Source organism: Streptomyces roseirectus (assembly GCF_014489635.1).
Lineage (GTDB): Bacteria > Actinomycetota > Actinomycetes > Streptomycetales > Streptomycetaceae > Streptomyces > Streptomyces roseirectus.
The window spans coordinates 4,563,562-4,583,097 of sequence record NZ_CP060828.1 but is presented as its reverse complement, the minus strand read 5'-3'; the positions used below and the strand labels follow the sequence as shown (position 1 = coordinate 4,583,097).

The 19,536-nt window shown below is 70.3% G+C and carries 18 protein-coding genes; 17 read left to right on the top strand and 1 reads right to left on the bottom strand.

All coding sequences use genetic code 11. The features are described 5' to 3' along the window. The first annotated feature begins 229 nt into the window (after window positions 1-229). From IAG44_RS18940 to IAG44_RS18875, 14 genes are all read left to right on the top strand, one after another. Window positions 230-1,387 (top strand): extracellular solute-binding protein, encoded by a 1,158-nt coding sequence (locus IAG44_RS18940; RefSeq protein WP_187748273.1) that lies wholly within the window; start codon window positions 230-232, stop codon window positions 1,385-1,387. A gap of 80 nt (window positions 1,388-1,467) precedes the next feature. After that, the gene (locus IAG44_RS18935) at window positions 1,468-2,391 is read left to right on the top strand and encodes an ABC transporter permease (protein ID WP_246561869.1); all 924 of its coding nucleotides are present in this window, start codon (window positions 1,468-1,470) and stop codon (window positions 2,389-2,391) included. Further along, complete coding sequence (locus tag IAG44_RS18930) at window positions 2,388-3,200, top strand: ABC transporter permease (RefSeq protein ID WP_187748272.1); 813 nt, start codon at window positions 2,388-2,390, stop codon at window positions 3,198-3,200. The genes IAG44_RS18935 and IAG44_RS18930 overlap by 4 nt, the downstream gene beginning before the upstream one ends. Next, a complete protein-coding gene (locus IAG44_RS18925; RefSeq protein ID WP_246561867.1) occupies window positions 3,197-4,384 on the top strand; it encodes an ABC transporter ATP-binding protein in 1,188 nt (395 codons plus the stop codon). The genes IAG44_RS18930 and IAG44_RS18925 overlap by 4 nt, the downstream gene beginning before the upstream one ends. Further along, window positions 4,381-5,031 (top strand): glycerophosphodiester phosphodiesterase, encoded by a 651-nt coding sequence (locus IAG44_RS18920; RefSeq protein WP_187748271.1) that lies wholly within the window; start codon window positions 4,381-4,383, stop codon window positions 5,029-5,031. Before IAG44_RS18925 ends, IAG44_RS18920 begins: the two co-directional genes overlap by 4 nt. Next, the gene (locus tag IAG44_RS18915; RefSeq protein ID WP_246561864.1) at window positions 5,024-5,806 is read left to right on the top strand and encodes an inositol monophosphatase family protein; all 783 of its coding nucleotides are present in this window, start codon (window positions 5,024-5,026) and stop codon (window positions 5,804-5,806) included. Before IAG44_RS18920 ends, IAG44_RS18915 begins: the two co-directional genes overlap by 8 nt. Window positions 5,807-5,983: 177 nt before the next feature. Beyond that, a complete protein-coding gene (locus IAG44_RS18910) occupies window positions 5,984-6,169 on the top strand; it encodes a hypothetical protein (RefSeq protein WP_187753146.1) in 186 nt (61 codons plus the stop codon). Beyond that, window positions 6,166-6,255 carry a K(+)-transporting ATPase subunit F gene (gene kdpF, locus IAG44_RS18905; RefSeq protein WP_037659531.1) on the top strand — a complete coding sequence of 30 codons (90 nt, stop codon included), beginning with the start codon at window positions 6,166-6,168 and terminating at the stop codon, window positions 6,253-6,255. The genes IAG44_RS18910 and kdpF overlap by 4 nt, the downstream gene beginning before the upstream one ends. Window positions 6,256-6,259: 4 nt before the next feature. Next, on the top strand, window positions 6,260-7,924 hold the full coding sequence (gene kdpA, locus IAG44_RS18900) for a potassium-transporting ATPase subunit KdpA (protein WP_187748270.1): 1,665 nt from the start codon (window positions 6,260-6,262) through the stop codon (window positions 7,922-7,924). Next, the gene (gene kdpB / locus IAG44_RS18895; RefSeq protein WP_187748269.1) at window positions 7,921-10,056 is read left to right on the top strand and encodes a potassium-transporting ATPase subunit KdpB; all 2,136 of its coding nucleotides are present in this window, start codon (window positions 7,921-7,923) and stop codon (window positions 10,054-10,056) included. The genes kdpA and kdpB overlap by 4 nt, the downstream gene beginning before the upstream one ends. 3 nt (window positions 10,057-10,059) lie before the next feature. Then, window positions 10,060-10,692: a potassium-transporting ATPase subunit C gene (locus IAG44_RS18890; RefSeq protein ID WP_187748268.1), complete on the top strand. Its 633-nt coding sequence runs from the start codon at window positions 10,060-10,062 to the stop codon at window positions 10,690-10,692. 15 nt (window positions 10,693-10,707) lie between these two features. Then, a complete protein-coding gene (locus IAG44_RS18885) occupies window positions 10,708-11,397 on the top strand; it encodes a response regulator (protein WP_187748267.1) in 690 nt (229 codons plus the stop codon). Window positions 11,398-11,659: 262 nt separating this feature from the next. Beyond that, window positions 11,660-14,668: a golvesin C-terminal-like domain-containing protein gene (locus IAG44_RS18880; protein ID WP_246561861.1), complete on the top strand. Its 3,009-nt coding sequence runs from the start codon at window positions 11,660-11,662 to the stop codon at window positions 14,666-14,668. Window positions 14,669-14,847: 179 nt separating this feature from the next. Beyond that, window positions 14,848-15,144 carry a DUF2218 domain-containing protein gene (locus tag IAG44_RS18875; protein WP_187748266.1) on the top strand — a complete coding sequence of 99 codons (297 nt, stop codon included), beginning with the start codon at window positions 14,848-14,850 and terminating at the stop codon, window positions 15,142-15,144. Between the two features lie 14 nt (window positions 15,145-15,158). Here IAG44_RS18875 and IAG44_RS18870 read toward each other — a convergent pair whose 3' ends face one another. After that, window positions 15,159-15,875, bottom strand: coding sequence for a 2-oxoglutarate/malate transporter (locus IAG44_RS18870; protein WP_246561859.1), 717 nt, complete (start codon window positions 15,873-15,875; stop codon window positions 15,159-15,161). Between the two features lie 41 nt (window positions 15,876-15,916). On the opposite strand from IAG44_RS18870, the gene IAG44_RS18865 reads away from it, so the two are divergent. The 3 genes from IAG44_RS18865 (at window position 15,917) to IAG44_RS18855 (ending at window position 19,469) form a co-directional block, all read left to right on the top strand. Beyond that, entirely contained in the window at window positions 15,917-16,555 is a 639-nt protein-coding gene (locus IAG44_RS18865) for a TetR/AcrR family transcriptional regulator (RefSeq protein WP_187748265.1), read from the top strand. Between the two features lie 67 nt (window positions 16,556-16,622). Next, the gene (locus IAG44_RS18860) at window positions 16,623-18,233 is read left to right on the top strand and encodes a serine/threonine-protein kinase (RefSeq protein WP_187748264.1); all 1,611 of its coding nucleotides are present in this window, start codon (window positions 16,623-16,625) and stop codon (window positions 18,231-18,233) included. A gap of 96 nt (window positions 18,234-18,329) precedes the next feature. Next, entirely contained in the window at window positions 18,330-19,469 is a 1,140-nt protein-coding gene (locus tag IAG44_RS18855; RefSeq protein ID WP_187748263.1) for an SGNH/GDSL hydrolase family protein, read from the top strand. Window positions 19,470-19,536: the final 67 nt, after the last annotated feature.

Genomic DNA, 19,536 nt, shown 5'->3' with positions numbered 1-19,536 from the left:
TCCCCGAACGACGCGAGCGTTGCCGCTTTTCTCCTGCGCGGGGGCGGCTGTCGTGCTAAGGGATGATCGCCCAGCGCCTCAGGTAAGAGTCGGGCAAAAGGGTCTTAAGGTGACAGGAAATGGCTCTCCAGGCGTCACTGCGGGTTCATCCGGAGGTTCCTGCGCCCGCCGAGCCGGGGTGCTTATCGTGCGGAACGCACCCTTCCTCTCGATTGCCCGGAGCCCCACCATGCCCCACCGGATATCCGCCCGCTCCACGCGCACGGCGCTCGCCGTCCTGTGTGCCGGAGGGCTCGCTCTCGTCGCCTCGGCGTGTTCGTCGGCGTCGGCGAGCGGCGGTTCGGACCGCCACCTCACCGCGTACGTCGGCGGGGACACGAACATCCAGACGCTGTGGCAGGACATCGTCGTCCCGGCCTTCGAGAAGGCGAACCCCGGCTACGAGGTCAAGGTCGTCTACTCCGCGCACGGTGTCGCCGACGCCGCGACGCTCGCGAAGCTCCAGGCCGCCGCGAAGACGAAGCGGGACGCCGGGTACGACGTCATCGAGTCGTCCATCACGCCGGACGCGGCAGCGGCGGGCCTGCTGACAACGGTGTCACCGGCGAATGTCCCTCAGCTGGCCAAGGTGGATCAGAGTCTCCTCGGTCCGGTGAACAACGCGGCCGTGCCCTATCGGGGATCCTCCGTAGTACTCGCGTACGACTCCACCAAGGTGAAGACCCCGCCGAAGACCTACGACGACCTCGTGGCCTGGATCAAGGGTCACCCCGGAGAGTTCGCCTACAACAGCCCCTCGACCGGTGGTTCCGGCGGATCGTTCGTCGAGACGACGCTCGACCGCCACCTCGCCCCGGCGACCCTGAAGACCTTCCAGACCGGGTACGACGCGTCCCTGGAGTCCCAGTGGGACTCGGGGTTCAAGGAGCTACGGGGGCTAAACCCGTACGTCTACGGTAAGGGGGTCTACCCCAACGGCAACCAGGCCGTCCTCGACCTGCTCGCCAAGAGGCAGATCTCCCTCGCGCCCGTCTGGTCCGACATGTACCTCTCGGCGGTGCAGAACCACACGCTCGGCTCGACCGTGAAGTTCACCCAGATCTCCTCCCCGACCTTCACCGGCGGCGCCTCCTACATCGGCGTCCCCAAGGGCGGCGGCAAGCAGAAGGCCGCGCTGAAACTCGCCGACTTCTTCCTGGAGGCGGCCCAGCAGGACGCGATCGTCAAGAACCTCGCCGCCTACCCGGTGATCCCGCTGACCGAGCTGCCCAAGTCAACGGCCGCCCGCTTCACGGGAGTCGACGTCACCAAGCTGCGCCCCGGGTACTCCGGCAAGACCGCCAACGACATGAACAACCTGTGGCAGCAGAAGGTCCCCGGCCAGTGAGCCTCGCGCAACGCGTACGGGTCGGCAAGACGGGACGAGGAGACGGCGCGCTGCGCCAACGTCCGCACCCTGACGGTGACTTGGGACGTCAGCGCGACGGTGTCGGCGCGCCGCGTCAACTCCCGCGCCCCGGCGGCCTGTTGGTCCTCCCGCCGCTTCTCCTGGTCGCCCTCTTCGTCGGCGTCCCCGTCGTCTCCGGTGTCCTCTACACGCTCGGCCACTTCGGCGGGCTCAACTCCGTCGTCGCCGCGATCGGCCTGCACCAGCACGCCGCCGATCACTGGTGGGGCACCCTCGGCGCCTACCGCGAGGTCCTGACCAGCGACGTCTTCCTGCGCAGCCTGACCGTCACGGTCGAGGTCACCCTGCTGAGCGTCGTCGCCGTGTTCGCGCTGGCGCTGACCGTCGCCCTGTACGCGCGCCTCACCGGCGGGCGGACGGCGAAGATCGTCACGGCGCTGTCGATCACCCCGCTCTTCCTGCCGGCGGTGATCGGCTCGTACGCGATCCTCACCTTCTACGCGGGCGACGGCGCCCTCACCACCCTCGCCCACGCGCTGGGCTGGAGCCACGCGCCCCGCCTCAGCTACACGATGTGGGGCGTGGTGATCGGCCAGGTGTGGACCAATCTGCCGTTCGCGGTCCTCGTGCTGTCCTCCGGGCTCGCCGCCGTACCGGACGCCCTGATCGAGGCGGCCCGGGACGCGGGGGCGGGCCGTACGCAGGTGGTACTACGGGTACTGCTCCCGATGGCGGGCGTCCCGGCCGTGATCACGGCCGCGTTCACCACCATCTCCGTACTCGGGAGCTACACCGTCCCCTACCTCGTAGGTCCTACGGCCCCGACGATGCTCGGGGTGCAGCTCGCGAACACCTTCCAGTCCTACAACCAGCCCCAGCAGTCCCTGGTGATGGCGGTCGTCGTGTTCGCGCTGGCGTCGCTGGTCGGCGTCGCCTACGTCCGGGCGAACGTCCGCGAGGCCAGGAAGGCGGCGGCGCGATGACCGTACGCATCCTCCGAAAAGCCGCCGTCTGCCTGGGAGTCGGGCTGCTCGCCCTCTTCGTCCTCGGCCCGCTGCTGTGGCTCTTCCCGCACGCCTTCGCCGGCACCTGGCGCTACCCCGGGCTCCTCCCGCAGGAGTGGACGCTGCGCTGGTGGCGGGCCGTCGCCGACAACCCCGACCTGGTCGCGGCGGTGCGCTGGAGCTTCGTCTTCGCGCCGGTAGCGACGCTGCTGTCCGCCGTCGTCTGCCTGCCCGCCGCGTACGCGTTCTCCCGCTTCGACTTCCCCGGCCGCCGCTTCTTCCTCGTCGCGCTGTTCTCGGTGAACGCGTTCCCGAAGATCGGCCTGTACGTCGCGATGGCGTCGCTCTTCTACACGCTGAACCTGATGACGACGTTCTGGGGCGTCGTCATCGTCCAACTCCTCGGCACCGTCGTCTTCATGACGTGGCTGCCCGCCGCCGCGTTCTCCTCGGTGCCGCGCAGCCTGGAGGAGGCCGCCCGGGACGCGGGCGCGGGTCCACTGACCGTGTTCTGGCGCGTGACCCTGCCGATCGCCCGCCCCGGCATCCTCGTCGCGGTGATCCTCTCCTTCCTCGCCGCGTTCGACGAGGCCCAGGGCACGCTGCTGGTCGGCGCGCCGGTCTACCTGACCATGCCGACCGCGATGTTCAGCATGGTCACCAACTACCCCGAGGGCGTCGCGGCCGTCTTCTCGCTCCTGCTGTCCGTCCCGTCCGTGGTCCTGCTGTTCGGCGTGCGCCGGCACATCATGGGCGGCCATCTCGCCGAAGGGTTCCAACTGCGATGAATTCAGGGCTGGTTCTGGCTGGTCTCAGCAAGACACTCGGCGGCCGGACGATCGTCGACGGCCTCGAACTGCGGGTGGAGCCCGGCGAGATGGTCTGCCTGCTCGGCCCCTCCGGCTGCGGCAAGACCACAACTCTCCGCATGGCGGCGGGATTTCTGACCCCCGACGCCGGACGCGTCGAGATCGGCGGCACCGACTACGCGGCCGTCCCGCCCGAACGACGGCCCACCGCCATGGTGTTCCAGAACTACGCCCTCTGGCCGCACATGACCGTCGCGGGCAACGTCGGCTTCGGGCTCAAGATGCACAAGGTCCCCAAGGCCGAGGCGGCGCGGCGCGTCGCCGAAGCGCTCGACCTGGTCGGCCTCACCCACCACGCCGACAGCTACCCGGCCCGCATCTCCGGCGGCGAACAGCAACGCACCGCGCTCGCCCGGGCGTTGGCACTCCGGCCCCAACTCCTCCTGCTGGACGAGCCGTTGTCCAACCTGGACGCCAAACTGCGCGAGCGCGTCCGCGAGGAGATCCGCGACATCCAGCAACGCCTGGGCATCACCACCCTGTTCGTCACCCACGACCAGGACGAGGCCCTGAGCGTCGCCGACCGCATCGCCGTCATGAACGCGGGCCGCATCGAGCAGTACGCCGCCCCCGACGACCTCTACCGCACCCCCGCGACCCTCTTCACCGCCGAGTTCGTCGGCAGCCTCAACCGGCTCGACGATGTCACCGTCGGCCAGGGCGAGGTGCGCCTCGCCGACGGGACGGTGCTGCTGCGGTGCGCGGAGGTGGTGGGTCCGGCGGGCGCGGGCAAGGTGGTCGGGATACGGCCGGAGGAGGTACGGCTGGGGGAGACGCTGCCGGGGGAGACACGGTCGGGGGCCGAGGGGGGTGGCTCCGCGGTAGTCACCCGGGTACTTCCCAGGGGCCACTTCACCGAGGTGGTCCTGCGGCTGGATACCGGAGGGGTAACCCTCAGGTCGTACCTCACCGGGGTTACGCCGGGGGTGGGGGAGCGGGTCCTGGTCTCGGCCGGGCGCGCGCTGGCGTACGACGTACCCAGGGGTGACGTACTCGGGAGTGACGTACCCGAGGGTGACGTACCTGAGGGCGACGTACCCAGGGACGACCTACCCAAGGGTGAAGCCCCCGCGTCGTACGACGGCCACGGCGCCGCCGCATGAGCCTCCTCGCCGTCGCCCACCGGGGCGACCCCCGAGGCGCCGTCGAGAACACGCTCGCGGCGATCCGCCTCGCGGGCGCCGCCGGGGCCGACGCGATCGAGGTGGACCTGAGGCGTACCGCCGATGGTGTCCTCGTCCTGCACCACGACGACGACCTGACCCGCCTGTGGGGCCGCCCCGAGCGCGTCGCCGACCTCACCCTGTCCGCGCTGCGCGCCCTCGCCCCCGACGTCCCCACCCTCGCCGAGGCCCTGGAGACGGCCGCCCGCCCGCTGCTCCTCGACACCGGGGACCCCGAGCTGGCGGTCGCCGCCCTCGCGGAGATCGCCGGCGCCGGCGCCATGTTCTGCGGCTCGGCGGAGGCGATGGCCGCCGTCCGCGCGCGCGACGACCACGTCACCCTCTTCCTGAGCTGGTACGGCGCCGAACCCCCGGCCGAGTCGGTCCTCACCGCCGTACGCCCCCAGTACTACAACCCCGAGCACCGGTTCCTGAGCTCTCAGGAGGTACGGGTATGGCACGACCGGGGCATCAAGGTGAGCTGCTGGACGGTGGACGACGCCGTCCGGCGGGAAGAACTGATCTCCTGGGGCGTGGACGCGATCATCAGCAACGACGTGGAAGGCGTGGTGAAGAGCTGTGCGTGACGAGGTGGACCTCGACGCGGCCATGGAGGTCGCGACGGAGCTGGCGTACTGGGCGTCGGAGGTGATCCGCCGGCCTCGTCCTCAGGAGGTACGCCAGAAGGAGGGCCCGGCGGACATCGTCACCGACCGGGACGAGGAGGTCGAGGCGCACGTCCGTGAAGTCCTCACCGACGCGTTCCCCGAGTACGGGATCGTCGGCGAGGAGTACGGGACGACGGACGGCGTCCCCGACGCCCCGCACTGGCTGATCGACCCCATCGACGGCACCACGAACTACGCGCACGGCCTCGGCTGGTGCTCCTTCTCCCTGGGGCTCGCCGCGCCGGACGGCAGTCCGCTGCTCGGCGTGGTCGCCGACCCCTGGCGGGGCGAGGTCTTCACCGCGATCAGGGGCAGGGGCGCGTTCCTCGACGGCGCGCCCCTGACGGCCGCCCCGCACACGACCCTGACGGGTCACGTCTTCATGACCGAGTGGGCCGCGCACCGGCACTGGACCGGCCTCGACGCCCTCCTCGCGGCGCTCGCCGAGCGGCACTGCACGGTCCGCGTCATGGGCTCCACCGCCCTCTCCCTGGCCCAGGTCGCGGCGGGCCGTGCGAGCGCTGCCGCGATCGGCGAGTTCCACCCGATCGACGGCCTCCCCGCCCTGCTCATCGCGACCGAGGCCGGTGCCGTGGCCCTGCCCGAGCTGCCCGCGTACGACACGCCGCTGCTGCTGGCGGCGCCCGGGGTGGCGCGGGAGGCGGCGGAGCTGCTGCGGGCCGCGCGGGGGTAAGACCGGGCCCCGGGTATGACGGGGGTGTCCCGTAGGGGTTGCGGCCCTTGCGGGGCGCCCCCGTGGCCCTTGCGGGACACCCCCCGTGGTCCTTGCGGGACACCCCCGTGATCCGTGCCCCCCCCGTAATCCCCGTACCCCCCGTAAGGGACCCGTCAAAGGTCCCTCCGGTGCCGTATGGGACCCGTCAAGAAGGGTCGGCACCGGCCGCCCCGGGAGGTTTCCTCGAAGGCGTCCGATCCGCTTGCGGATGCGTTCGATCCTTCTCAGGAGCTAGCGATGGCCGACCTGGCCTTCGTCGTCACCACGATCGCGGTGTTCGCGCTGGTGGCTCTCGTCGCCAAGGGGGTGGCGAAGCTGTGACCGCCGAGAACATCGTCGGCCTGATCGTGGCCGTCGCCCTGCTGGGCTATCTCGTCCTCGCCCTGATCTTCCCGGAGAGGTTCTGAGAGCGTGGGTCCCGTACTCGCGGGAGTCCTGCAACTCCTCGCACTCATAGGCGCGCTGGCGCTCTCCTACATCCCTCTCGGGAACTACATGGCCAAGGTGTACTCCACCGGCCGGCACTGGAGGGTGGAACGCTGGATCTACCGGGGCATCGGCGCGAACCCCGACACCCAGATGACGTGGCCCGCGTACCTGCGCGGGGTGCTCGCCTTCTCGGCCGTCGGCGTGCTGTTCCTGTACCTGCTGCAGCGGCTCCAGGGCGTCCTGCCCGGCTCGCTGGGCTTCGACTCGGTGAACCCGGCGCAGGCGTTCAACACGGCCGTCTCGTTCGTGACGAACACCAACTGGCAGTCGTACTACGGCGAGCAGACCATGGGGCACGTCGTGCAGACGGCCGGGCTCGCCGTGCAGAACTTCGTCTCGGCGGCCGTCGGCATCGCGGTCGCGGTCGCCCTCGTCCGCGGATTCGCGCGCTCGCGCACCGGTGAACTGGGCAACTTCTGGGCCGACTTGGTGCGCGGCACCGTCCGCATCCTGGTGCCCGGCGCGGCGCTCGCGGCCGTCGTCCTGGTCGCCTGCGGGGTGATCCAGAACTTCTCCGGCATCCACGAGGTCGGTCAGTTCATGGGGGGCTCGCGGCAGTGGAACGGCGGGGCGGTCGCCTCGCAGGAGGCCATCAAGGAGCTCGGCACCAACGGCGGCGGCTACTTCAACGCCAACTCGGCGCATCCGTACGAGAATCCGACGCCGTTCACCAACCTCTTCGAGATCTTCCTGATCCTGGTCATCCCGTTCTCCCTGACCCGCACGTTCGGCGTCATGGTCGGCTCGGTGCGGCAGGGGTACGCGATCCTCGCGACGATGGCCTCGATCTGGCTCGGGTTCGTCGCGCTGATGATGTGGACCGAATTCGCCCACCACGGGCCCGCGTTGGAGCTGGCGGGCGGGGCGATGGAGGGCAAGGAGGTGCGGTTCGGAATCGGCGGCTCGTCGCTCTTCGCGGTGTCGACGACGCTCACCTCGACCGGCGCCGTCGACTCCTTCCACTCCTCCTTCACCGGCCTCGGCGGCGGCATCACGATGCTCGGCATGATGCTCGGCGAGATCGCGCCCGGCGGCACCGGCTCGGGCCTGTACGGCATGCTGATCATGGCGGTCATCGCGGTGTTCATCGCCGGGCTCATGGTCGGGCGGACGCCCGAGTACCTGGGCAAGAAGATCGGCGCCCGCGAGATCAAGCTCGCCGCCTGCTACATCCTCGTCACCCCGGCGCTGGTGCTGGTGTTCACGGGCGTGTCGATGTCCCTGTCGACGCCGCCGCATTCGATGCTCAACTCCGGTGCGCACGGCTTCTCCGAGGTGCTGTACGCGTTCACGTCGGCCGCGAACAACAACGGCTCCGCGTTCGCCGGACTCAACGCCAACACCGACTGGTACAACACAACGACCGCGCTGGCCATGGCACTTGGGCGGTTCCTGCCGATGGTGTTCGTGCTGGCGCTGGCCGGCTCGCTCGCCGAGCAGCGCCCCGTACCGGCGACGGCGGGCACCCTGCGCACCGAAAAGCCCTTGTTCACCGGCCTGTTGGTGGGCGCGATCCTGATCATCACGGGGCTGACCTACTTCCCGGCGCTGGCGCTGGGACCGCTGGCGGAGGGGCTGGCGTCATGACGACTCGCACGAAGGACCACGAGGACGCGATGGACCAAGAGGACGCGATGTCCACCACCGCCCTCGCACCCCACCAGGACACCCCGAGCGGCCGGGACTCCGGTCAAGGCCGGGCAGGCACAGGGCTGTTCGACCCCAAGCAGTTGCTCAAGTCGCTGCCGGAGGCGTTCCGCAAGCTCGATCCGCGGGTGATGGTCAAGTCGCCCGTGATGTTCGTGGTGTGGATCGGCTCGGTCCTGACGACCGTCTTCTCCTTCAAGGACCCCACGGACTGGTTCGGTTGGACGATCAGCGGCTGGCTGTGGCTGACCGTCGTCTTCGCCAACCTCGCGGAGGCCGTCGCCGAGGGACGCGGCAAGGCGCAGGCGGACACGCTGCGCAAGGCCAAGATCGACACGGTCGCGCGCAAGGTCGACGGGACCCAAGTCCCGGGCACGGAGCTGAAGATCGGCGATCTCGTCGTCTGCGAGGCGGGCGACGTCATCCCCGGTGACGGCGACGTCGTCGAGGGGGTCGCCTCGGTCGACGAGTCGGCCATCACCGGTGAATCCGCCCCCGTCATCCGGGAGTCGGGCGGTGACCGGTCCGCCGTCACGGGCGGGACGAAGGTGCTCTCCGACCGGATCGTCATCAAGATCACGACGAAGCCCGGCGAGACCTTCATCGACCGGATGATCAACCTCGTCGAGGGCGCGGCCCGGCAGAAGACGCCCAACGAGATCGCGCTGAACATCCTGCTCGCCTCGCTGACCATCGTCTTCTTGCTCGCTTGCGCGACGCTGCCGCCGTTCGCGACCTACGCCGGTACGCACCTGACGATGGTCGTGCTGGTCGCCCTGCTGGTCTGCCTCATCCCCACGACCATCGGCGCCCTGCTCTCCGCGATCGGCATCGCGGGCATGGACCGGCTCGTCCAGCGCAACGTACTCGCCATGTCCGGCAGGGCGGTTGAGGCCGCCGGGGACGTCTCGACGCTGCTGCTCGACAAGACCGGCACCATCACCTACGGCAACCGCAGGGCGGCGGAGTTCGTGCCGGTGCGCGGGACGACCGAGGCCGAGGTCGCCGACGCCGCCCAGCTGTCGTCGCTGGCCGACGAGACCCCCGAGGGGCGCTCCATCGTCGTCCTCGCCAAGGAGAAGTACGGCCTGCGGGAGCGCCACCAGGGGGAGTTGAGCCACGCCGAGTGGATCGCGTTCACGGCGCAGACCCGTATGTCGGGTGTCGATCTGGACGGCCGCAAGGTGCGCAAGGGGGCAACGGCCTCCGTCGTCGCCTGGGTTCGTGAACAGGGTGGCGAAGTCGCCGCCGACACCCAGGAGTTGACCGACCGGATCTCCCAGGCCGGCGGTACCCCGCTCCTCGTCGCCGTCGAAGACACCCACGGCGCACGGGTGTTGGGCGTCATCCATCTCAAGGACGTCGTCAAGGACGGGATGCGGGAGCGGTTCGAGGAACTGCGCCGGATGGGCATCAGGACCGTGATGATCACGGGCGACAACCCGCTGACCGCCAAGGCGATCGCCGAGGAGGCCGGGGTGGACGACTTCCTCGCCGAGGCCACGCCCGAGGACAAGATGGCGCTGATCAAGCGCGAGCAGGCGGGCGGCAAGCTGGTCGCGATGACCGGCGACGGCACCAACGACGCCCCCGCGCTCGCCCAGGCGGACGTCGGCGTCGCGATGAACACGGGGACGTCGGCCGCGAAGGAGGCCGGCAACATGGTCGACCTCGACTCCGACCCGACCAAGCTCATCGAGATCGTCGAGATCGGCAAGCAACTCCTCATCACCCGGGGCGCGTTGACGACGTTCTCGATCGCCAACGACGTCGCGAAGTACTTCGCGATCATCCCGGCGCTGTTCGCGGCCGTCTACCCGGGCCTGGACAAGCTCAACATCATGGACCTGTCCTCGCCGAACTCCGCGATCCTGTCGGCCGTCATCTTCAACGCGCTGATCATCATCGCGCTCGTGCCGCTCTCCCTGAAGGGCGTGCGCTACCGGCCCGTCAGCGCCGACAAGTTGCTGCGCCGCAACCTGACGGTCTACGGACTCGGCGGGCTGATCGCGCCGTTCATCGGCATCAAACTCATCGACCTGCTCCTCTCGTTGATCCCCGGGATCGGGTGAACCATGAACAACTCCGTGACGAACACGGCCCGTCTGCTCGCGGCGGGGCTGCGCGCCCTGCTCGTCCTGACCCTGGTGACCGGCGTGCTCTACCCGCTGGTGGTGACCGGCATCGCCCAAGTCGCCTTCCACGGCAAGGCGAACGGCTCCGAGGTCAAGTCCCAAGGGAAGGTGGTGGGTTCGTCCCTCATCGGCCAACAGGGCTACAGCCTCGACTGGTTCCAGCCCCGCCCGGCGAACGGCCTCGGCGAGAACTCCGTCAACACCCAGTACAAGCTGCTGCTTTCGGGCGCCACGAACCTCGCCGCCGACAGCAGGACGCTGATCAAGCAGGTCGAGGACGCCAAGGCGAAGGTCGTCGCGGACAACTCGGTGCCGGGCTTCGCGGTGCGGCCGTCCGACGTCCCCGCCGACGCCGTCACCTCCTCCGCCTCCGGACTCGACCCGGACATCTCCCCGGCCTACGCCCAACTCCAGGTGCACCGCGTCGCGTTGAAGAACCACCTGCCGGTCGCGGCGGTGGAGAAGCTGGTCGAGGAGCACACCGAGGGCCGCACCCTCGGCTTCATCGGTGACCCCCGGGTCAACGTCCTCCAACTCAACATCGCTCTCAAGGCACTTGTGGCCCGGCAGTGAGGAAGTGGCACTGAGATGACGCGGGTGCTGGTGGTCGAGGACGACCCACAGCTCGTCCGAGCCCTCGTACTCAACCTGCGGGCGCGGCGCTACGACGTCGACGCCGCCCCCGACGGCACCACGGCCCTGCGGCTCGCCGCCGCCCGGCAGCCCGACGTCGTCCTCCTCGACCTCGGGCTGCCGGACATGGACGGCGTCGAGGTCGTCAGGGCCCTGCGCGGCTGGACCCGCGTACCGGTCCTGGTCCTCTCGGCCCGCCACTCCTCGCAGGACAAGGTCGCGGCCCTGGACGCGGGGGCGGACGACTATGTCGTCAAGCCGTTCAGCATGGACGAACTCCTCGCCCGGCTGCGGGCCGCCGTCCGCCGTACGGAGGAGATGCCGCTGGCTCCCGAGTCCACCCGGGTGGAGACGGACGCCTTCACCATCGACCTCCTCGCGAAGAAGGTCGTACGGGAGGGGCGGGACGTGAGGCTTACGCCGACCGAGTGGCACCTGCTGGAACTCCTCGTCACCCGCCCCGGCCGGCTCGTCACCCAGAAGTACCTCCTCCAGGAGGTGTGGGGGATCTCCCGGACCAACAAGACCAATTACCTACGGGTCTACATGGCCCAGCTGCGCCGGAAACTCGAAGCCGACCCCGCCCACCCCCGCCACCTGATCACCGAACCCGGCATGGGCTACCGCTTCGAGGACGGCGGATGAGTGGTCACCGGCCCTTTGTTCATGCCCTTTGTTCATGGTTTTGGAAATACTTCTTTCCGGTGCGTGGATGTTTCGTGGATACCGTCCGGTAAGGCAATCGGCGGGCGCGATGCGGTCATAGTGGACTGATAACTTCCGTTTCATTGGCCCCGGCCAGTGCGCTGAGCGGCCACCAGACCTTCGCCGATGCGTGACGCATCTGGACGGAAACGGAATACCCTTGCGCGTCTCTCGTGAAAAATCAGGAGGAAGGCACCGCTGGGTGCCGAAAAGCAGGCGGGGACGGATAGCGGCGGCCGGTGCGATGTCCGTGCTGGCCACGGCGATCGTCGCGCCGCTCGCCTCGGCGACGCTGAGCGGCCCGTCGTCGTCCGACGGTGCCACGCCGTCGGACCTGGTCACCGACACCTCCCAACTCCCCTCCGGCTGGCGGAAGTCGGACGACCGGATGGTCACCTTCGACGGTGACGCGACCGGCTTCCACGTCCTCGTCGCCGACTCCGCCAAGCGCTACGCCTGGCGCACCGCCGCCACCCTGTCCGAGCCCGGCATCGAGACCGACCAGTGGATCGGCCAGACCTGCGTGACCGGTTCGGGCGACAAGGCGGTCGTCGTCTACGCGCCCCGCCAGGCCGCCAACGACCAACAGGGCTTCCAGGAAGGCGCGTTCGCCGCCGTGGTCGACCTGACCGACGGCGCCGTGACCAAGCTCCCCGAACTGGTCTCCCTCGCCTACTTCAACCCCGGCTGCGGCGACGGCGAACAGGCCGTGCTGACCCGGCCGCAGGGCAACGACACCCAGCTGCTGACCGTCGACGCCGGACGCGGCACGCTCGTCAAGAAGCAGACCGTCGCAGGGCAGTTGACCTCCGCCGTGCCCTTCGCGGGCGGCATCGCGGCCTCGGCCGGCGACTCCGTCGTCTCGGTGGACGGCAAGGGCGACGTCCGTACGCTCGCGAAGACCGGCGGCACGCCGTTCCGGCTGGTGCCGGACGCGCAGACCGGGCTCGCCTACCAAGTGCCCGCCGGGGACAAGGCAGTTCAGGTCCGCCGCGTGACCTCCACCGGAACCGACCAACTGCTTGGTTCCGGCGCGCTCGGCACCCTCGCCGTACGGGGCACCGGCGGCCGGGTCTTCGTCACCGGCGAGGACGCGGACAAGAAGCTCAAGTCGGCGTCCCTGCCGAAGAGTTGGCGCGCTCTGGACGACGTGCCCGCGTCGGCCGAGGTCTCCACCACCGGTGCTCTCGCCCTGATCGGAGTGGGCAGCGGCACCGAGGCGGCGGGCGCCAAGCCGTCGGGCGCGATCCCGGACGCCGGTACCGCGCAGCCCGTCGGCATCGACGCCCTCGTCCCCGGCACCGGTGCCGACTTCGCGTTCCGGGTGAAGCCCGACGCGCTCCGGCAGGAGCAGGGGTCGGCGCAGTCACCGGCCCTGCGCGAAACCAAGTCCCGTGCGAACAGCGGCAGTTCGGACGCCGGTGCGCGCACCGGCGACGCCGGTGTGCACACCAACAGCGTCCGCGCCGAACCCGTCGGCACCGGGGCGGCGTCCGCGCAGACCTCCGGCGACGACCCGGCGCACACCACGACCGATCCGGACCGGGCCTGCGCGGTCACCCGCAACGACCCGCACCTCCAGTCGCTCCAGCCGTCCGCGGACATGGCCGAGTGGGCCACCGACCTCGCCGTCCAGGGCAAGCTCGACGTCCGCCGCCGCAAGGGCTGGAACGGCACCGACCTCGCCTCGTACACCCCGCAGGGCATGTTCCCGCCGCTCGAACTCAAGGGCGGCGGCCGGGTTCCGGCGCAGATCATGCTCGGCGTCCTCGCCCAGGAGTCCAACCTGGTGCAGGCCACGCCGAGGGCGTCCGCCGGGGAGAGCGGCAACTTCACGCAGGGCGGCTACTACGGCAACGGCGGCAGCGTCCACACCGTCAACTGGGCCGGTGCCGACTGCGGTTACGGCATCTCGCAGGTGACCAGTGGCATGGCGAAGTCGGACACGACGACCTTCACCGCCGAGCAGCAGAAGGCGATCACCGTCGACTACGCGGCGAACATCGCGGCCGGGCTGCGGATCCTCCAGGACAAGTGGAACCAGCTGTACGACAAGGGCGTGCTCGTCAACGGCGGCGACGCGCGCTACCTGGAGAACTGGTGGTTCGCGCTCTGGGCGTACAACAGCGGTTTCAACCAGCCGAGTCCGACGGACAGCGCCGCCCCCTGGGGGCTGGGCTGGTTCAACAACCCGGCCAACGGGCTCTACCCGGCGGACCGCAAGATGTTCCTCTCCTCGGGGTACGAGGACTCCCGTACTCCCAACCTGTGGACCTACCCCGAGAGGGTGATGGGCTGGGCGGCGTACTCCCTGCAGAAGAACGACCCGCAGACCGGCAAGCCCGTCGCCCAGTTCACCGTCGGCTCCTGGCCGGACGGCGGCGCGCCCGCCGCGCAGCCGCCGCACGACGCGTTCTGCACCCCCGCCGGCAACGACTGCGACGTCACCAAGCCCCGTAAGGCGCCCGGCTCCAGCCAGCCGACCGGCCCCTGCCAGCTCGACTCGTTCAAGTGCTGGTGGCACCAGCCGGTGAGCTGGACGGACTGCGCGACGACCTGTGGTACCGAAGTACTCAAGTATGAGGCGACCGACCCGGAGCCGAAGGCCACGCCGGTCCACCCGGCGGCCTGCGCCTCCACCCTGCCGCCGAACGCGCTGATCGTCGACGACGTCCCGAACACCGTGAAGTTCCGCGTCGGCTCCGCCAACCCCTGCGCGGGCGAACGGAACTGGGTCAGCCGGGGCACGCTGACGTTCACCTTCGGCTCGGCCGAGCAGAACGGGGCGACGGTCTACCCCTCGAAGATCGACTTCCATCAGCTCGGCGCCGGGTTCGGCGGGCACTTCTGGTTCACCCACACCCGGGTGCCGACCTACACCGACTCGGTCGTCACCGGCACCTGGACCCCCGACCGCACCCTCAAGGGCTGGGCCCGGGTCCTCGTCCACCTGCCCGACCACCAGGCGGACACCCCCTCGGCGACGTACCGCATCGACCTCGGTGACGGCACGGTCGTGGAGAAGACGGTCTCGCAGGACACCGGGGGCAAGAACACCTGGCTCTCCCTCGGGTCGTACGAGTTCCGCGGCACCCCCAGTGTCTCGCTCAGCTCGGCCACGGCCGACGGCACGGGTGACGCGGCGATCGCCTGGGACGCGCTGGCCTTCGTGCCGCAGGCCCAGAAGCCGTCGGACGCGGTGACACCGTGAAGTAGCAGGAGGGCGTAGCTCCTGAGAGGTAGTACCCGAGGCCGGGGGAGGAGGTTCCTTCCCCGGCCTCGGCCATGAGGTCTTGTTCAAAGTTTGAAACAAGCCTAGTGTTGTCGTTTGAAGATTCAATCCAGCACTCGATCCCCCTTACTGGCATCCCCGTAATACCGGAGGCCCCCATGCCCACCTCCCGTGCCCGCGTCGCCACCGACACCCCGGCCCGCTACGCCAAGCAGCTCGCCTCCCACCTCGGCCGCAAGGTCCCCGCCGAGGAGACCCCCGAGGGCGACCTCCGCCTCGTCTTCGACAAGACCACCGCCCTCCTGCACTCCGCCGCCGACCACCTCCTGATCGAGGTGACCGGCCCCGACGCGGAGGCGGTCGTCGCGATCCAAGGAGTGGTGGGGAGCCACCTCGAACGCTTCGGGCGCCGGGGTGAGCTGAAGGTGGAGTGGGAAGGGGGCGTGGAGGAGTAGGGGTACTACGGGTACTACGCGATGGCCGGCTCCTCGGTCGCCCCGGCGGCCCGCCGCCCCGGTGTCAGGCGGATCAGGGTGATCCCGTAGGAGACGAGCCAGATCACCCACAGGAGCCAGCCGGTGAGGCCGAGGAGACCCAGCGGGCCGTCGTGGTCGACGACCAGGGGTGTGAGGGTCGCCGAGGTGAACTGGAGCGTGGCCGAGGCCAGGCTCAGGCGGGCGAGCCATGGCCGTACGAGACCGGCCTGGAGGCCCGCGAGGGACAGGCCGGTCAGGGCGACGGCCAGGAACGTGCCGTTGAGCGTGAACAGGGTGTCGTGCAGGGGCCACAGCGCCGGGGCGGCGTCCCCGTCGGACGAGGCCAGGGCGAGGCGCAGCGCGATGACTCCGGTGAACGCGGCGTTCTGGAGGACGAGCCCCGCGAACCCGAACAGGGCCCAGGCGGTGCCCGGTTCGCGTTCGTCCCGGCGCAGCACGGCGAGCGCACCCGCCCCGAACAGCGTCGCCGCCACCCAGGCCGCCGGGGTCAACGCCGAGCCGACGCCCACGAGTTGGCCGTGCTCCTCGAAGAACACGCTGACGTCGGCAAGTTGGGCCCCGGTGCGGGGCAGTCCCGCCGGTACGAGCACCACGTTGCCCAGGACGATCAGCGAGGCGAACGCGATGGCGGCGAGACCGGCGGCCGTGGAGACGTCACGGGCGGCCGGACGTGCGAGTTGACGTAACATGTATTCATTATTAGCAACGTAAAGTCAATTGAGGGAGAGGCGTGGGCGCGGAACCCGACCGGCGGCGTTACGACTCCCTGCGCAGGACGGCGCAGGCCAAGGAGACCCGGCTGGACATCGCGCGGGCGGCGCGGCGGCTGTTCGTCGAGCGGGGCTGGGCGGCGACGACCGTGCGGGACGTGGCCCGCGAGGCGGGCGTCTCGGTGCCGACGGTCTACGCGACGTACGGCAACAAGACGGAGCTGACCCGGGCCCTGGCGGACGCCGCCGACCTCTCCGCCGACCTGTCCCGGCTCCTCGCGGACCTGGAGTCCCCGGCCGCGGGCCCCGCCGACCAGCTCGCCGCGCTCGCAGCCTATGACCGCCGCCTGTACGAACGGGCCGGTGACGTCATCACGCTGATCCGCGAAGCGGCGCGCGCGGAACCGGAGTTGGCGGAGCTCTACCGCGCGGGCCGCGAGGGCGGCGACGCGACCCGGACGCAGGTCTTCTCGTCCTGGCCCGCCGGAACTCTCCGCGCGGACACGGACGTTCGCACCGCGACCGACGTCTACGCGGCCCTGTGCAACATCGACGTCTACACCGTGCTCACCGGCGAACGGGGCTGGTCCGCCGACCGCGTCGAGGAGTGGTGGGCCCGAACTCTGGCCGCTGAACTGCTTGTTCAGGCATCCCCCTGACCTCGTGCGCAGCTCGCCGCCCCTTAGGCTCTTCGTGATCGTCCGAACACAGGGGGGAAGTGCGGCGATGGGGAACGAGGGCGGGGGGTTCCAGCGGCTCCAGCGGGACGACCCCCAAGTGGCGGGCGGATACCGGCTGGTGGCGCGGCTCGGCACGGGCGGCATGGGGCGGGTCTACCTGTCGTACACGCGAGGTGGCCGGGCCGTCGCGGTGAAGGTCGTCCGGCCGGAGCTGGCCGACGACCCCGTTTTCCGCAAGCGGTTCCACCGCGAGGTGAAGGCGGCCCGGCGCGTACGGGGCGCCTACACGGCCGAGTTGATCGACGCCGACGCGGACGGCATGCCGCCCTGGCTGGCCACGCTGTACGTGCCGGGGCCCTCGCTGTCCGAACTCGTCGCCAGGCACGGGGCGTTGCCGGTACCGGCGGTGCTGTGGCTGATGGCGGGCGTGGCCGAGGCGCTGGAGGCCATCCACGAAGTCGGTGTCGTGCACCGGGACTTGAAGCCGTCGAACGTGCTGCTCGCGCCCGACGGGCCCCGCGTCATCGACTTCGGCATCTCGCTCGCGCCCGACGCGACCGTGCACACCACCCAGCAATCCACCATCGGCACGCCCCAGTTCATGGCCCCGGAGCAGGCGTCCGCCGATGAGATCACCCCGGCGACCGACGTGTTCGCGCTCGGCCAGACGGTCGCGTTCGCCGCGCTCGGCGAGCCGCTGTACGGGAGCGGTTCCGCGCTCAACGTGATGTACCGGATCGTGAACTCCGCGCCCGACCTGTCACCGCTGCCCGACCGGCTCCGGCCGATCCTCGCGCGCTGCCTGGCCGCCGATCCGCAGGAGCGAGCCACCCCGGCGGAGATCGTCGCCTGGTGCCGGCGGGAACTGGGGCCGGAGGCTGATACCTCCGGGGGACCCGAGGTGTGGCACGAGGTCGTGGGGCCACCTGTACCGGCGCCCGCACCCACCCTGGTACCGACCCTGGCCGCCACCGACGTATGGGCGCCTCCCTCTGAGGTCGTACGGGTAGCCTCGTCCCGCAAGCGCAGGAGGATGATCGCGGGCGTCGGCGCTCTGCTGGCCGTGCCGGTCCTCGCCGCGCTGGTGTGGCTGGGGGTGGAGTTCGCCGAGCTGAGCCGGAACCGGGCCGACGCGTCGCCGCCGGCCACGCCGTCCGCGTCCGCGTCCGCGTCGACTTCGGCTTCGCATTCGGCGGGGGCCGTCCCCGAGGAGGCCGCCGACGACCTGGCGGCGGGAGCGGCCGGACCTTCCGGCGCGGGTTCGGCTCCGGTCGTCGCGCTGCCGTACCCGCTGACGCACCTGGACCAGGACAATTCGGTCAGCCTCCGGGAGCCGGTCAGCCGCGACGACCGCAAGGGGGACATCCGCCTCGTCTGCGGCGACGGCGAATGCGCCCTGAAGAGCGACACCACCGAGATGGTGCTGCTCGCGGGCCCGCCGGACGGCTCCTACGACACGTGCGGCGCTCTGCTCGCGGGGCCCGCCGCCGTCGGCAGCAGTGTGTCGCTCGCGTCCGCGGCGGCCGGCAGCCAGATCTGTGTCAAGAACCGTTCCGGGGACATCGCCCTGCTCGTGATCCAGGTCAAGTCGACCGCCCTGCCCGACTCCAGGATCAACTTCGTGATGGCCGACCTCACGGTCTGGCGCGCCAACTAGGGCCCCTGTAGGGGGCATTGACGAGCACGCGCGGCACGGTCACCTTGAACACCTGGGAGCGCTCCCGCATCCGACTCGTCACCCGAGGAGGGCCACATGCACACGCCTTCTGTACCTCAACACCCCATCTCCCGACGGACATTGGTGACCGCAGCGGCGGCTGGACTGGTGGCGTCCGTCGCCACACCGTCCGTTGCCACGCCGTCCCGCGCGAACGCCGCCCCGGCCCGCTACCGCACGGTCGGCCGGACGGCGCCGGCCGCCGACGGATTCGTCCAATTCACCTGGCCCGGCGTCTACTTCGAGGCCCGCTTCCGGGGGAGCGGGGTGGGCGTCGTGCTCGACGACGCCGTCAACGACTACGACGTGCAGATCGACGGCGTGACCGCGCGGACGGTGGTGACACCGGGGCGGGCGACCGTGTGGGTCGACGGGCTCGCCGACGCCGTGCACCGTGTGCGGCTCGTGAAGCGGACCGAAAGCCCTTGGGCCGTAGGGAAGTTCGGGGGGTTCGTGGCCGCGCCCGGCGGTGCGCTGCTGCCCGGTCCGCGCCCCCGGCACCGGCAGATCGAGTTCATCGGGGACTCGTTCACCGCCGGGTACGGCAACGTCTCGGGCGTGCGCGACTGTTCGGGGATCGGCGGCGTCGACCGGAACACCAACGCCGACCTCTCCTTCGCCGCCCTGACCGCGAGAGCGCTCGGCGCGGACCACCAGAACAACGCCTTCTCGGGGCGGGGCATGGTCCGCAACTACGCCGGTACGAGCCCCGGCACGGACTACCGGACGTACTACGACCGGGCGCTGTTGAACGTCGACGGCGACGTCTGGCACCGACCGCCCACCTGGCGGCCCCAGCTCATCGTCGTCGGCCTGGGCATCAACGACTTCTCCACCCCTCTCCACCCGGGCGAGGCGTGGGCGACGGAGGCGGAACTGCTCGCCGCGTACGAGACCGCCTACCACGGCTTTCTGGACAGGCTCCGGGCCCGCTACGGTCCCCGCCCGCACATCGTCGTCAGCTCCACCCGGGTCTCCACCGTCCCCTACCGGGAGACCGTCGAGCGCATCACCAGGACCCGTAGTACCCAAGGTGACCACCGGGTCCACCACTGGTACTACGGGGACGCCGCCCTGGACCTCCTCGCCTGCGACTGGCACCCCTCGCTCCAGGACCACCGCCTTCTCTCCGGCCTCCTCCTCGACCGCGTCTCCACCCTGCGCCTGCGCTGGTGAGCCCCCCCACCCGACCGAGTTATCCACAGCCCCCGAACAGATTGTCGGTGCCGGACGATATGGTCCG